Annotated in this window: 12 protein-coding genes; 5 read left to right on the top strand and 7 right to left on the bottom strand. The window is 52.2% G+C overall.

Features of this window, described 5'->3' with window-relative positions; all coding sequences use genetic code 11:
- Positions 1-170 precede the first annotated feature (170 nt).
- Both Pla110_RS02330 and Pla110_RS02325 read left to right on the top strand, forming a co-directional pair.
- On the top strand, positions 171-1,718 hold the full coding sequence (locus Pla110_RS02330) for a glycoside hydrolase family protein (protein WP_144992799.1): 1,548 nt from the start codon (positions 171-173) through the stop codon (positions 1,716-1,718).
- A gap of 286 nt (positions 1,719-2,004) precedes the next feature.
- Positions 2,005-3,273, top strand: a complete 1,269-nt coding sequence (locus Pla110_RS02325; RefSeq protein ID WP_144992797.1) for a PP2C family protein-serine/threonine phosphatase — start codon at positions 2,005-2,007, stop codon at positions 3,271-3,273.
- A gap of 347 nt (positions 3,274-3,620) precedes the next feature.
- On the opposite strand, the gene purH is transcribed toward Pla110_RS02325, so the two are convergent.
- The 4 genes from purH to Pla110_RS02305 form a co-directional block, all read right to left on the bottom strand.
- Positions 3,621-5,195 carry a bifunctional phosphoribosylaminoimidazolecarboxamide formyltransferase/IMP cyclohydrolase gene (purH, locus tag Pla110_RS02320; RefSeq protein WP_144992795.1) on the bottom strand — a complete coding sequence of 525 codons (1,575 nt, stop codon included), beginning with the start codon at positions 5,193-5,195 and terminating at the stop codon, positions 3,621-3,623.
- Between the two features lie 179 nt (positions 5,196-5,374).
- On the bottom strand, positions 5,375-6,076 hold the full coding sequence (gene bioD / locus Pla110_RS02315; protein WP_144992793.1) for a dethiobiotin synthase: 702 nt from the start codon (positions 6,074-6,076) through the stop codon (positions 5,375-5,377).
- 32 nt (positions 6,077-6,108) lie between these two features.
- Positions 6,109-7,776 carry a murein biosynthesis integral membrane protein MurJ gene (murJ, locus tag Pla110_RS02310; RefSeq protein ID WP_197440449.1) on the bottom strand — a complete coding sequence of 556 codons (1,668 nt, stop codon included), beginning with the start codon at positions 7,774-7,776 and terminating at the stop codon, positions 6,109-6,111.
- Between the two features lie 136 nt (positions 7,777-7,912).
- Positions 7,913-8,335: a hypothetical protein gene (locus Pla110_RS02305; protein ID WP_144992791.1), complete on the bottom strand. Its 423-nt coding sequence runs from the start codon at positions 8,333-8,335 to the stop codon at positions 7,913-7,915.
- Between the two features lie 916 nt (positions 8,336-9,251).
- Here Pla110_RS02305 and Pla110_RS02300 point away from each other — a divergent pair.
- Complete coding sequence (locus Pla110_RS02300) at positions 9,252-10,304, top strand: hypothetical protein (RefSeq protein WP_144992789.1); 1,053 nt, start codon at positions 9,252-9,254, stop codon at positions 10,302-10,304.
- 382 nt (positions 10,305-10,686) lie between these two features.
- On the opposite strand, the gene Pla110_RS02295 is transcribed toward Pla110_RS02300, so the two are convergent.
- Positions 10,687-11,088, bottom strand: coding sequence for a hypothetical protein (locus Pla110_RS02295; RefSeq protein ID WP_144992787.1), 402 nt, complete (start codon positions 11,086-11,088; stop codon positions 10,687-10,689).
- Positions 11,089-11,384: 296 nt separating this feature from the next.
- Here Pla110_RS02295 and Pla110_RS02290 point away from each other — a divergent pair, with 296 nt between their 5' ends.
- A complete protein-coding gene (locus tag Pla110_RS02290) occupies positions 11,385-11,639 on the top strand; it encodes a hypothetical protein (RefSeq protein WP_144992785.1) in 255 nt (84 codons plus the stop codon).
- 66 nt (positions 11,640-11,705) lie between these two features.
- Positions 11,706-12,542, top strand: coding sequence for a TatD family hydrolase (locus tag Pla110_RS02285; protein WP_144992783.1), 837 nt, complete (start codon positions 11,706-11,708; stop codon positions 12,540-12,542).
- Positions 12,543-12,678: 136 nt separating this feature from the next.
- Here Pla110_RS02285 and Pla110_RS02280 read toward each other — a convergent pair whose 3' ends face one another.
- Both Pla110_RS02280 and Pla110_RS02275 read right to left on the bottom strand, forming a co-directional pair.
- Positions 12,679-13,221 carry a peroxiredoxin gene (locus Pla110_RS02280; RefSeq protein WP_144992781.1) on the bottom strand — a complete coding sequence of 181 codons (543 nt, stop codon included), beginning with the start codon at positions 13,219-13,221 and terminating at the stop codon, positions 12,679-12,681.
- A 149-nt stretch (positions 13,222-13,370) separates the two neighbouring features.
- Positions 13,371-14,384 carry a YncE family protein gene (locus Pla110_RS02275; RefSeq protein WP_144992779.1) on the bottom strand — a complete coding sequence of 338 codons (1,014 nt, stop codon included), beginning with the start codon at positions 14,382-14,384 and terminating at the stop codon, positions 13,371-13,373.
- Positions 14,385-14,487 lie beyond the last annotated feature (103 nt).

Genomic DNA, 14,487 nt, shown 5'->3' with positions numbered 1-14,487 from the left:
TTCGTGCAACTCGCTTGTCAGTTCACTATCCTTAAACGGTTATGAAACTTCCCCAGAATATGTTCTCTATTGCGTGATTTATTAATCGCCTGAATAGAAAACTTATTTGTGGCAACCGATTTCAGACTCCCTCTGAATCGTAAATTTCTTTCCAACAGAAGTGACTTGATATGTCTCGATCCCCTTCGTTGAAGATCATGCTGAAGTTTGCTCGCCTGGCGGTGCAATCTCTATGTTGCACCACTTGCTTTGTTTGCTTCGCTGCAGACGGAGAGAAGGTGGAACAAGCAAATCAACCTGCTCAACATACCGTCATCGACGTGGGAGCCAGGAAACAGCTGTTCGTTGATAACCGATTCATTGCCTCCGATCGCGGTGTCGAACTCGTCATGCATCGCCCTCGACGGGATGGACACATTCTGATTAAAGCGGACCAGTCGTGGGAAGAAGGTGGCCAGATTATGGTCTACTCAAGCGTGCTCCGAGAGAACGGCAAGACACGTGTCTGGTACGATTTGTTAACGCCCACAGGAGAAGGTCCGTATGACCATCAACGGCGTGTCTGTTATGCGGAGTCCGAAGATGGACTCCATTTTGTCAAACCCGAACTTGGATTGCATGAAGTAAATGGCTCGAAAGCGAACAACGTGGTTCTCCCTGGTGTTATAGGTGGTTGTGCTGTTTGGATTGATCCCAAAGCCGATCCCGAGCACCGGTACAAGACTCAGACGAAAGTTTATCCGAGTGGGCAATTTCATATGCACAGCTCACCAGACGGACTGAACTGGACGAAGTTCTCCCGACTCGAACCGGGCCCGGGAGGTTGGGATACTCAGAGCATCGTATTCTGGGATCCCGCCATCAGCCGCTATGCATTATTCACGCGCTACTGGGAGGATAATCTAGATCCTGCACGGCGTTTCCGCACAGTCCGCCGACTTGAATCCGACGACCTTCGAAACTGGGACCGCCAAACGATTGTGATGCAACCGGATGACCAGGATCTGGCAACACACCAGACTTCGACACTTAAGCCACCGGTCGACTTTTACGGAGCGGATGTTTTTCGGTACGAGGACGTCTATATCATGCTGGCACAGACGTTCTGGCACTGGTATCCGCGTGCGGAAGGGCCGGGCCCCTCCACATTCGATGTGCGTCTGGCCATCAGCCGGGATGGCAAATCCTTCGAACGAGTCGGCCAAAGAAGTCCGTTTCTTTCACTGGGGCCAGAGGGAGAATTCGATTCGCGATTCGTATGGGCAATGCCCGATCCAGTTCGAATGGGGGACGAACTTTGGTTTTATTATGTGGGCAGTAATCGTGATCATGATCGCGTCGTCGACCCTGCTAATGGAGGAGAGCATCGCGCTGGCGTGAGTCGGGCGGTCCTCCGACTGGACGGTTTCGTTTCGGCCAATGCCGGTTATGAAGGGGGAGAGATGACCACTCCTCTGATCCGTTTCACGGGACAGTCTTTAGAGCTGAATGTGGACACGGGAGGCGGCGGCTCAGTTTTGGTAGAGCTATTAGACGAAGAGGGTCAACCATTGCCCGGATATTCTAAGAATGACACCGTCCCCGTGATTGGAAATTCCGTCAACATGCCAGTGTCGTGGGAAGGTGGTACCGATGTCAGTGAATTGGCCGGTCGTCCCATTCGCCTCCGCTTCCACATGCAGGACTGTCAGCTCTATGCATTTCAATTTGTGGAATAGAGCCATTCGTGAAACCCGGTAGTGGTTATATTTGAACCTGTAATTGCAATACGGAGTTTAAGCATGAAAGGGTTTTGAAGACCGTTTAAAGACTTTGTATGCAATTCGCTCGATACTTTCAGCTGCATTTCTTGTCTCTAGGGAAAAATGTTGTGGGTCCGAAGAAAAAGCGGTAACATGAATATCGCGTTGTTGCTCAATCAATGCCTTATGTGAAAACGGGATTTTGAGGCCTCCGACCAGGTCGTGACACGTAGTTCCAAACTCCTGTATCAGGCGCAGCGACATGATTCCGCCGAAACATCCTTCTCCAACGAATTCCCACACCGCTTCCGAGATGAACTACCCTCAAGAGCTTCGCTTGAATCACCGCGCCATGGAGAGCACTGGGGAAGGAATCACCATTGCAGATGCCCGGCTGCCTGACATTCCGATCATTTATGCTAATAAGGCGTTTTATCAATTAACCGGCTATTCCGCCGAAGATGTTATTGATCACAATTGCCGTTTCCTCCAAGGCTCTGAGACAAACCCGGCAACCGTGGAACAAATCCGCGAGGCGATTAAGAATTCACGAGAAGTCACCGTCGAGATTCTTAACTACCGAAAAGATGGGACGACCTTCTGGAATCGACTGAGAATCACTCCCATACTCGATGCGGATAATAGAGTGACTCACTTCGTCGGCGTTCAGTTTGACATCACTCGGCGCGTGGAAGCGGAGAAGAAGTTACAAGCAGCCAACCTGCAACTCCGGTCAATGAATCAACGGATGAAGCAAGAGCTGGAAGCGGCTTCGCGAGCTCAGTTCTCTCATCTTCCTCCTGATGAAATTGAAGTCCCCGGCCTTAACATTGCATGGACTTTTCGCCCTTGTAATGAACTTGCGGGTGACAATTTCAACGTGTTCAAAATTGACGATCGGCATGTCGCTATCTACATGCTCGACGTTGTCGGTCATGGCGTTTGCGCGGCGCTCGAAGCCGTGTCGTTGTCGCGACTCCTTACGCCATTTAATGGAGAATCTGAGGTATTGTTCGAAAAGCAAGACCCAGAAAGCGACCAGACGATAGTTCCGCCTGCGGAGGTTCTTACCAACTTAAACCGGCGATTTTTTGCAGAAGAGGCGCGCGGTCAGTTCTACACCATCCTCTACGGCATTATTGACCTGGAAGCTAATGAATTTCGATATTCTTCTGCCGGACATCCTCGACCGATTCTCATTAGAGATAATGGCGAAACGGAACTGCTGGAGTCCGCCGGTTTTGTCGTGGGGTATGTCGAAGAGGCGGAATTCGAAGAACACGTTGTTCGTTACTCATGCGGGGACCGGCTTTACCTGCTTACCGACGGAGTCCTGGAGGCGGGAGTCCCCCATAAGGAAGAATTTGGAATTGACCGGCTTTCCAGAATACTGGAAGGAGAACGCCAGAGAGATCTGACAACCAGCCTCGACACGCTGATGAACGAATTATACGAGTGGTGCATCGAGACAGAGTTTGCCGACGACGTATCTGTGATTGCCCTGGAAAAAAAACAGCGTTATCCTGAATGAGCTTCTCACACAAAAAGAATCCCTACAAGATATCGAAAAAATATAGAACACTCCTAACGGTCTCTGTTTGCAGTGAGCACGTCATCACCTGAGATTACTCATTCACCTAAACAGTCTTGAAATCCGTTCATGGGCACGTTGACTTCCATTCTTCTCGAAGACAAAACGCTAAAAAAAGACGACCAACAGCATGCTGTCGGTCGTCTTTATTTACAGTTTGATTATCCGATATCATGAGAGCACTCTACATCGCATTCCTAAGAATGCCTTAAAGTGTTCTGGCGGCGTCTCCTGCTGTATTCAAAGACCTCTGGGGACCGATAGCCGCCCCATCGGGGCGAATGCCCTTAGTGTTTGAAGTGGCGGCGTTCGGTGAAGACCATGGCGATGCCGTGTTCGTTGCAGGCGGCGATAACTTCATCGTCTCGTCGAGAGCCACCGGGTTGGATGGCGGCTTTGATACCGGCACCTGCTGCCTGATCGATCCCGTCACGGAAGGGGAAGAATGCGTCTGAGGCGACGATGCCCCCCTGACTTCGTTCGCCCGCTTTGTGGGCGGCGATGAAGGCCGAGTCGAGTCGGCTCATCTGGCCAGCTCCGACACCGACAATTGATTCTCCTTTGACATAAACTATCGCGTTCGATTTGACATGGCGACAGACATTCCATCCAAAGGCGAGATCGAGCCATTCCTGCTCAGTGGGTTCCCGGTCGGTCACGACTTTCCACAGTTCTCGCGGATCGGCACCCAGGTCGCGTTCCTGCACCAGTAAGCCACCGGAGACTCGGCGGTAGTCGAGTTCGGCCCCGGTCGCGTCATTCAATGCGGGACAGGTCATCAGGCGGACGTTCGCTTTCCACTTCGGTTTGGTCGTTAGTAATTCAAACGCGTCGTCGTTGTAACTGGGAGCAATGACCGCTTCGATGAATTTATCCGGGCCACACATCTGCTCGGCTGTTGCCAGATCGACAGGTCGGTTCAATCCTACGATGGAACCAAAGGCACTGATCGGGTCGCCCGAGTAAGCACGCTCAAAGGCAACGGCTAGATCGCCTGCCGTTCCACAACCGCAGGGGTTATTGTGTTTGATAATCGAAACGGCAGGTCTCTCGAATCCCTGCACAATCGCCATCGCCGCATCTAAATCGAGCAGATTGTTATACGAGAGTTCTTTCCCGTTAAGCTGTTTGGCAGCCGCGACAGAGGAAGGAGCCGGGTTGGCTTCGACATAAAAAGCCGCCTGCTGATGCGGGTTTTCACCATATCGCAGTGGTAGTTCTTTGGAGAACTCCAACGAAAGTTGTTCGGGAAGCAGCGCGTCGCCCGACTCCTGCGCGGCATCAACCTGGTTCAGATAGGCGTTGATCCCTCGGTCGTATTCGAAGGTCATTTTGAAGGCAGCAGTGGCAAGCTGGCGACGGAAAGTTTCGTCGAGCCCGCCCCCTTTCAGCTTTTCGATCACCTGTGGGTACTGTTCCGACTTCGTGACAACCGCGACGTATTTGTGATTCTTCGCGGACGAACGAATCATACTCGGTCCACCGATATCGATCTGCTCGATCGCTTCAGCCAGGGTGACATCAGGTTTGGCGACGGTTTGCTGGAACGGGTAAAGGTTACAGGCAACAATCTGGAATGGGACAATCCCATGCTGCTGCATCGCTTCCTGATCGGCGGGCAGATCGGGGCGTCCCAGAATCGCACCATGTACTCGCGGATGCAACGTCTTCACGCGACCGTTCATGATCTCGGGGAACTCGGTGTACGTCGCAATTTCGATGACAGGGATGCCTGCCTCGGAGATTGATTTGAAAGTACCGCCGGTGGACAGGATTTCGTAACCCAGCTCATGCAGTTCGCGGGCGAAGTCGATCACCCCTGTTTTGTCACTGACCGAAATGAGAGCACGAGGAGCAGCCATGATAACAACCTGAAGGTTCGAGTCGGGCCGGGCATTCGTCGCCATACCAGGAGGCGAGAACAGTCCCTACCAGAGTGAAAAAAGGGAATCCGTATCTCTTGGCGACTGTATCGGAACTGGAGAACAGAATCAAACCGCCCACTCATTCCGGACCTGTTTTTGCCAAGGTTTCAGCCGAATCAGGTGCGGGAAGACTCTACCGACAACCCGAACCAGTCTGTCTCTTCCGTCTGCCGAGGCTGATAATGCTGGTCATGCCGGGAGATCCCCAGAACAGATGTCTTCCCCCAGCGTTCGATCTGTTCGGCGTTCGACTCGACGCTGGCGTCTCCCTCCAGGGCGACCGGTTCGTTGAGAATCACCCCCGCGACTGTTAATCCCCGCGAACGAACCGCGTCCAGCGTCAACAGCGTGTGGTTGATCGTCCCCAGGCCCAGACGGGCGACTATCACCACGGGAAAAGCTAACTCGGTCGCAAAGTCAGCAACCATCTCGTCCTCCGAAAGAGGGCAGTACCAACCTCCGACCCCTTCGACCAACAGCATATCGACCCGTTCCCGCCACCAGTCGATACCGGTGCGGAGTAATTCAGAATCGATCTGTTTCTCTTCTGCTGCAGCGGCGACGGGCGGGGCCAGCGGTGCTTCAAATGTTTGGGGACAAATTCGATCGCGTGGGAATTGTTCACGGAGCGCAATGTAAAGATGCTCTAGGTCTGGCCAATACAACCGCCCTTCTTCGTTCCGAACAGATCCTGAACAGGCGGGTTTATACAGACCAATTTTATGTTCGTTCCGAGCAAGCAATTGACTAGCAATACTGGCGGTCATCCAGGTTTTGCCCACGTCCGTATCGGTACCGGTAATAAAGAGTCCACGCATGACTAAAGGATCTATCAGAAGTTTGTTGAGGGTCAGGAATCCAGTTCCGATTTCGGTTCTCTGGTAAACAGCGACCAGAGGAAATCCATCTTCAGTAACCAAGCCGCCACAAAGTAGACCACGATGGCCGCCAGAAGAGGAAGCATCACATTCCACAATCGCTGAGTGAAGTGGTCCGATGGAGGCAAGACGAATAGAAGTCCGCCGCAGACAGTTCCCATGGCGGTCACAGCGATGCTGGTTTTGAGTAAAGTCAAACCGAGCTCCGACCGGTTCAGTTTACCAATCTGGTTTTCGAACTTGCGAATGATCAGTACGACCTGAATCGCGGCACAGATGGCCGTGCTGATCGCCAGACCGACTCCCTGCCATACCCAGATTAAACTGAAGTTGAGCAGGAGATTCAACAGAACCATCTGCAGTCCAACATAAAGAGGGGTCATCCGGTCCCCCATGGCGTAAAAACCTCGATGCAGGATTAACAGAGCACAACTTGACCAGACTGCCGCTCCATATGCGGCGATCATCTGGGCTGTTTGCAGACCATCCTCAGAAGTGAACTGGCCATACTCAAACAGCAATCGGGTAATTGGTCCGGCGAGAATCATCATTCCCACACTCGCGGGGAAGCCAATACCGATCACCTGTTTCAAGCCGAGTAACAAAGTGCTTTGAAGCAGATCATGTCGGCCGGTCTCGGCATGTCGTGCCATCAAAGGGTAAAGAACAGTCCCCAAAGCCAGTCCAAATAAGCCCAGCGGGAACTGAAACAGACGCTGACCAAAATAGAGGGCCGAGGCTGTTCCCGATTCCAACGGGTATCTCACCTGCCACGCTGTGTTCAATAATGTGTCCGACGGATTGGAAATCACCTCCGGTGCGGAAAACCCCCAGGCGATCAAGCTGTCGGAAACGGCGTTGATTTGAGCAATCGACAATCCGATCAGGATCGGCACCATACTTCGCACGACCGTCCGCACATCTGCCTTCGATTCCCTCCAGTCGGCGGTGTATTGATATCCCTGACGATACAGCGGGAGCAACACACAGAAAAGCTGTACAACTCCGGCGAACAAAATCGACACCGCCATCACATAGACTTGGGATTCCGGACTCGACCACCAGGGAGCGATGCACCAGATAGTGACGATCCACATTCCATTTAAGATGAGGGGCGAAAAGGCGGGCCAACCGAACCGGTTCTGGGCATGCATGACAGCACTGATCTGAGCGACGAGACAGATCAGCAACAAGTACGGCAGCATAATAGCCGTAAGCCCCAGCAACAGTTGGTACTCGGGAGAATTGAACCCGGCCAGATAGAAACCGAGCAAGAGAACAAGCCCGACCACGGTGACGCCTGATAGAAATTGAGTCAGCCAGATGAGCGTCGCCGTCACTAATCGCCAGGCGGAAGTCAGCCCTTGTTGTTCCCGCTCGCGGACGAAGGCGGGAAGAAAGGCGGTTGAGAGGGCTCCTTCTCCAAACAGGCGGCGGGCGAGATTGGGAATTCGAAAGGCGATCGAAAACGCATCCATGATGGGGCCATTTCCGAACAGCATCGCCATTCCCATATCACGCACCAGTCCGAGGCTGCGGCTGAGCAACGTCATCAAGCTGACGAGTCGGAAATTGGCAAACAGAGAACGCTCTTCCTGACCGGGGACGGAATCTGCGGGGCTGTTCGAGGAAGTCGGCATCGAATTCATGCCCGTTGTTATACCTGCCCGCCACAGCTCTGAACAGCGAAGGAGAATAGCGCGACGGAGAGACTGCTGACCTGGACTGCGAGCGCTCTGAGAGGGTCGTTATCGTGACGAAGGAAGCAACTCTGGCTTAATCGGTCTGGGGAGTCTCGGGTTCAAAACGAGTCCCGTTGACATCGAAGCTTTCCAGGATGCGAACGACCTGATCAATGTCCAGATTCCATTCGAGTGCCCAGTTGATGACGTCGAGATTCTCCTGACCGTCACAGAGCCGATCCAGAATGCGGTCGAGCAGCGCCTGATCAAAATTATGACTGGTGGCGAAAACCCCGAAAGACTGGGGTTCAAATTCTGACCAATGGCAATGGCCAAGCAGATGCTCCAAGCGACGATAGCGGGTGTATAGGATCCAGTTCAAGCTGTACCATTCCTGGACCGCTTGATCTCCTACGTCATAGCCATTCTGTTCACTTTGCAGCCATTTATGCCGGATCGCCTCCTGATAAGCCAACTTATGCAGGCTCAGAGATTTCGGCATTGCAGATGTATACATCAAAGATCTCACCTACAATCCCTCACCATCATGGGATGAGTTGATAGTGAAATTGCGAGCGAATCTGACACACCTGGCCAGAAAGAAAAGCCAATCCGTTGGACTGGAAAAACGTTTACTGACTAGATGACCCACTGATCCAGATTCATCACTCCCTATTTTATACTCACCCTCTCACCACGCGCCAACAGGAAGCTTTCCCTTTTTAACAGAAACCTGTTAGAGACTACCGGACTCGATCCCTATCGCAGTTGGACTGCAGGAACATCCCCAGGACCGCATTACTAGAGCGCATTCCACATAACCGTAGCGTGTTCTGGCGGCGTAGCCTACTGTTTTTAAGCGCTTTTCGGGACCGATAGCCGCCACACTTATCCTGGACAGGATCTAATGGCTGAAAAGCCGGAGAAAGTGCACCACTGAGGGCCTTCATTGGTTCCGGGAGACGCGATGGACCTCGCGAATTGATTCGTCCACGATGCTTATTGCGCGGAGGAGAAATCGGTGAGTCCTTCTCTTTTTCTCTGGATTCCGTTACGCAAAGAGTGACGATTGTGACGATTTTACCGGTACCGCATTCTGACCAGTCAGGATGTTCAAAGGATGGGCACCGGGCCTAAAGCCTGTCCTTTGTCAGGAGTTTCAAAAGGCTTGAAATCTGGCGATTGAACACGATTTCAAACCCGAAGGAGCTTCGACCTAGTGTTTCTGCAGAAAATTGCTCGCTGACAGGCGAAGAGATTTTCGGCAAACTCGCTGGTTGAAACGAGACGAGACGGCAGCCAGGGAACCGGTCCTTGCACCGGAAACAGCCTGTTGGACCAAACCTCGTTTTCAGTGGCAAACTCAGGTTCTGTTTCTGGCCACAGAATCAGGACCGATCAAAAAATTATTATGATTGCATCAGGGGGGCATTATGGACTTGGTAATCAGGTTGCGCGCAGAGCATCCTGCACAGGGAGCGAGCGTACTCATTATCTTCACGTCATTAATGGTCGCGTTGATGGGTTCGGGATCCTCGCTGCAGGCCGAAGAACCGACCACCGCCGACTCACGATATCTCCCCGCTTCCAACCAGACCTATCTCGATTCGGAAGACGATGAGTCCCGCGAGATGACCGAACAGGAACTGGAAGAGGCACTCGAAAAACGAGTCCGTACCGTCAAAAAAGGAACGTCTCAACGGTCCGCCCGTAAAGCAGGACTGGAAGCACTTCCTCTTGATAAGATGGACCAGAAAAATCGCGCCAAAGCGGAAAAGGTCATCTCCTCGCTGAGCCTGTTCCGGGAATTACCGACGCTCAATGTCGACGTGAACCCCGAGATCTATCGCTTCTTTGTACAGAACCCCGATGTCGCCGTCAGTATCTGGAGAGTGATGCAAATCTCCGATTTCAAAATGTGGCAGACCAATCAGAACGAGTACGAAGCCGATGCGGGTGATGGAACGATTGGAGTTCTCGATGTCCTGCTGCGAAGTGACTCGGATAATGTGATCTACTGCGAAGGCGAATACAAAAGCCCACTGCTGCGAAACCCGATCCAAGGGGAAGCGGTCCTGCACCTGCAGACGAACTTTAGCAAAGACAATTCCGGCACCGACATCGCGACGCATCGACTCTATATGTATGTCTCGTTTCCATCCCAATCGATCGAAACAGTTGCCCGCGTCATTTCACCCGTCAGCAATATCATTGTGGACCGGAACTTTAAAGAGATTAGCCTCTTCCTGAACATGATGACTCTGGCTATGACTCGCCAACCTGGCTGGGTCCATGCCGTCTCCACCCGGATGGAAGGCGTACTGGAATTGCGAAAGACTCAACTCCTGCAACTGACCGAAGTGGTCAATCAGCAGTATGAGGCTCAAAAACTGGCCGGTCAGGAAGGTAACCGACTCTCGAGTACGGAACCTCCCACCAGCGACCGAGCAGTGATCCAAACCTCGGGGAGACCACTCTCCAACTGATGGCGACTTACTGAAGCCGCCGCTATGTGCTTGCAACGTTTACTGTTGCCTTTGTCTTCTGATCTCCTGAACCTGGCATCGTCCAGCTTGAAAGGACAGAAATGCTGATTATTAATCTGGCAAACTCGAGAGGCGGTTCGGACCCTGAACTGTCTGGATGTTAAATCCGGATGATCGGCCGATGAATCCCAAACGGGTTTCATCCCAGAAGAAGACCAGTTACCAGAATTGAATCGCCCACATTCAATTCTGGTAATCAACTGAAGCCGATCGATTCTTCCCAACGGAGGGATCGATCGGCGACAGTAATTTCACTCCTCGCCTTACTCTCCCTGTCACGGGTTTATCCCGAGTCTTCAGTGAGAGTTCTGAGCGAGGATCTTCAGCGAGAGGATTTGGTGCTCTTTGACTTTTCGTCAGTAGCTTCAGCTTGAGAGCGATTCACACGAGCGACCGGCTTGGGGGTTTTCGACTTCCACAGAAAACTGATGATCGCCAGGACGATCAGAATACCGGGAGCCAGCTTCGGTCGAATCACCATGGCCAGGGTACTGATGCCCAAGGTCACCCACCACTTACCCGACATGTTTGCCCAGGCAGCGGCCCGATCTTTGTTCGGTAGCGCCAGCCAGATCGCCGACATCACTGCTCCAATACGGACGGCTCCTCCCAGAAAAACCTCCGACTCTGGAGCGGTAACGTAAAAGACTACCGCGGCAATCCAGCTCAAAATGGCGAATACCCCGACAATCCTACGTTTCACATCCCAGTCTTCCAGATTCATGTTGCCCTTTCATTCGCGTAAAAACAGGTCATTTCCTGATTATGCCCCGGGGGTTGGCCCTTCCACAAGGGGGGGCTTGGTTCTGGTGAAGGCCTGTTTTAGACTGTCCTATTCTAAAAGTCAGGGGGACGCGGTTTTGTTCAGATACATTTTACACTGGTTTTTTCGTATAATAATTGTCGATACACCCTATTTGTCAAACGGGTTCGGGGCCTCCTATTGAAGACTCAAATTGCCTGTTCCGAGACCTGAAATAGCCCGCCTTCCATATTCGTCCTGCCAGGAGTCCTTATCCCATGACGCACCCATTGACTGCTCCCCAGATTCTGGACCGGGAGTTTCTGGAAATTCGAGCCAAAATGCTGGAACTGGCGGCCTCTTTTGATCGACTCGATCGCGCCACGGGCACCGTCGCAGGCGATAGCCGGGAATCGTTGATCCAGGAAGGACTCAAACTGCTGCAACAGGACGTCCCCAATCGAGCCGAGCAACTTCAGTTGCTCTTCTCTCGAGAATTCGATGACCATTGGCGCACGAACTTCGGTCTGTAGTCCCCAAATCTGACAGAACCTGAATGGCTGAATTCCTGGCCCCATTCCATCCAGAGGCACGAACACATGTACTACTTTGATCCGCATATCCATATGGTCTCGCGTACGACCGACGATTACGAAACTCTCTCCCGCATGGGGTGTGTCGGTATGAGCGAGCCGGCGTTCTGGGCCGGTTTCGATCGCGGGAGCGTGGAAAGTTTTCGCGATTACTTTCGCCAGTTGACCGACTTCGAAAAGAAACGGGCGGGCCAGTTTGGCTTACAGCACTTCACCTGGCTTTGTATCAATGCAAAAGAAGCAGAGAACGTTTCACTCTCGCGCGAAGTGATCAAGATGATTCCCGAGTTTCTCGATCTTCCGGGCGTCTTGGGAATCGGTGAAATTGGTCTGAATAAGAATACCAAGAATGAAAGCATCATCTTCCTCGAGCATCTCGAACTGGCGGCCCAATTCGATCAGCAGATTCTGATTCACACGCCCCACCTGGAAGACAAGTTTCAGGGAACCCGGATGATTCTGGACATGCTCTGTGACGACGAACGTCTCGACCATCATCGCGTTCTGGTCGATCATGTTGAAGAACACACAATCCGCCCTGTCCTCGAAAAAGGGTTCTGGGCTGGGATGACTCTTTACCCGGTCAGTAAATGCACTCCCCAGCGGGCGGCCGATATGGTCGAGCTATACGGTCCCGAACGGTTACTGGTGAACTCCGCCGGGGACTGGGGACCTTCCAAACCGACCGCAGTTCCCGACTTCATTGTAGAGATGCGTCGCCGGGGACATGCCGAAAGCCTGATCCGCAAAGTCGTCTATGAGAACCCCATGGAGTTCTTCGGGCAAAGCCCGAACTTTCAGTTCAACCGACCCGATGTACCAGAAGCGATCAGCGAAACTTAGGTTGAATGAAAGCAGGCCACCCGCAATGGCGTCCGCTTTATATCAATAATCAGACCATAAGAATCAGACCATAAGAAAAGACGACCATCAGCATGCTGACGGTCGTCTTTTTATTTTCACTTTGCCTTAACGGGAATTAGTTGAGGGTTTCCTCACCTTTTTTCCAGTTACAAGGGCAGAGTTTGTCGGTCTGCAAAGCGTCGAGGACTCGCAGAACTTCTTCTACGTTTCGGCCAACACCCAGATCGTGTACGGCCATCCAACGCAGGACGCCGTTCGGGTCGATCAGGTAGACACCGCGATAAGCGATCCCTTTCGCTTCGTCCAGTACGTCGAATGCTCGGGACAACTCAAGATTGTTGTCAGCCAGCATAGGAATTTTCAGCTTGCCGAGATCTTCGTGAGCATCGCACCATCCCTTGTGAGAGAAAGCGGAATCCGTACTGGCGGTCAGCAGAACGCAATCACGATCTTCGAATTCGTCCAGCTCATTGTTGAACGCGACGATCTCCGTCGGGCAGACGAAGGTGAAGTCGAGCGGATAGAAAAAGAGGCAAACCCATTTGCCCTGATAGTTACTCAGTTTGTACTCGCTAAACTGATCATCAGAACCATCTTTGGTACGGTCGTAACCCTGGACAGAAAATTCCGGGGCGGGCTGTCCGATTTTTACAGACATTTACGTTTCCTTCTAAAACTGTTCTCTAAAAAGTGTAGAGGGGGACTATAACCCCAAACGGGACGACCCGCTTGCAGGATAGCAGGCGGATGTCCCGGGGAGTTAAGTCGGTATTGGATTAGCAAGCGGCGGAGATCGCCATCTGCACGTTACAGACCTGCTTTGATTTCGATCAACGAACCGGCAGATTCAGCACCTTCCGGTGGTTCCGAACCAAATTGGGTCACATACAGCTGACCTTCTTTTCCGAAGGCAAGGGAGGTTGGTTTATCGAGGCTCATGATTTTAGTGGCCGTGACAGTTTCGCCATCTACAGCCAGTTCAAACAGGCCACCATTTTCAGGTGCGACCCATGAAAAATCGACAGCGTACAGTTTGCTGGTTTCCGGGCTGTAAGCCAGACCAGCGATGTCGGACAGTTCTGTTTTCAAGCTCCGTTTCAGTTCGCCTGTGGCGGGATCATAGAAGGTCAACAGACTGTCGCTGGGAACATTCATTTCACCCATCTGACCAACGACCAGTTCTGATCCATCTGGAGAGAAGGTGATCGCGACGGGAGCGTCGGTTCCGGTTGCCTCTTTCGTGGCGATGAACGGTTTCAGTTCACCCGGTTTTCCTTCAGCGATATCAGCTTTGGAAACCCAGCCTTTGGTGTCGTCGCCATTACAGGTAACGAAGATGGCAGACTCATTAACGGCGACGCCGTAGAAGTTACCTTCTCCTTTGGCAGTCTGCTCCCCTTTGACGATCGGTCCGAGTGTGTAGACGGCGTCGGCGTCGCTTTTCTTTTTGCCATTTAGTTCGTAGACACGAACGAGTTCTTCACCGTCAGGACGACTACCGTCACCCACGACGATGTGTTTGTCGCCCAGGAAACCCACGCCCAATGGTCCGATGTTGTACTTCGGTCCTTTACCGTAGACGTCGGTAGGGAAGCCAGAGACTTCAAAAACAGCTTTGTGATCTTTGGGCTCGTATCGGTGAACGCCAAATCGACTGGCGGTGTAGACGTTTCCTGTTTCGGAGTGAACGGCAACGCCAGAGGGATTGTCCAAGTCAATCACGAGAGTTTCGTGTTCAGGTTCTTCCGCATGAGCGAGACAGGCCAGAGACAAACTCAGACAGCCAGTCAGCAAGGCAAATCTTTTCGCTTTCATCATCATGTTAATTCACTCTCTATTGAATAGTATTCGGGAAAATCAGTATGAGAGGGGTTTCATATCAATCAGTCCTCTCTGTTGTTTCAATTACTGCTGAAAACTGCAA

Origin of the sequence: Polystyrenella longa (genome assembly GCF_007750395.1) — a bacterium.
Lineage (GTDB): Bacteria > Planctomycetota > Planctomycetia > Planctomycetales > Planctomycetaceae > Polystyrenella > Polystyrenella longa.
This window is presented reverse-complemented; position numbering and strand designations above follow the sequence as displayed.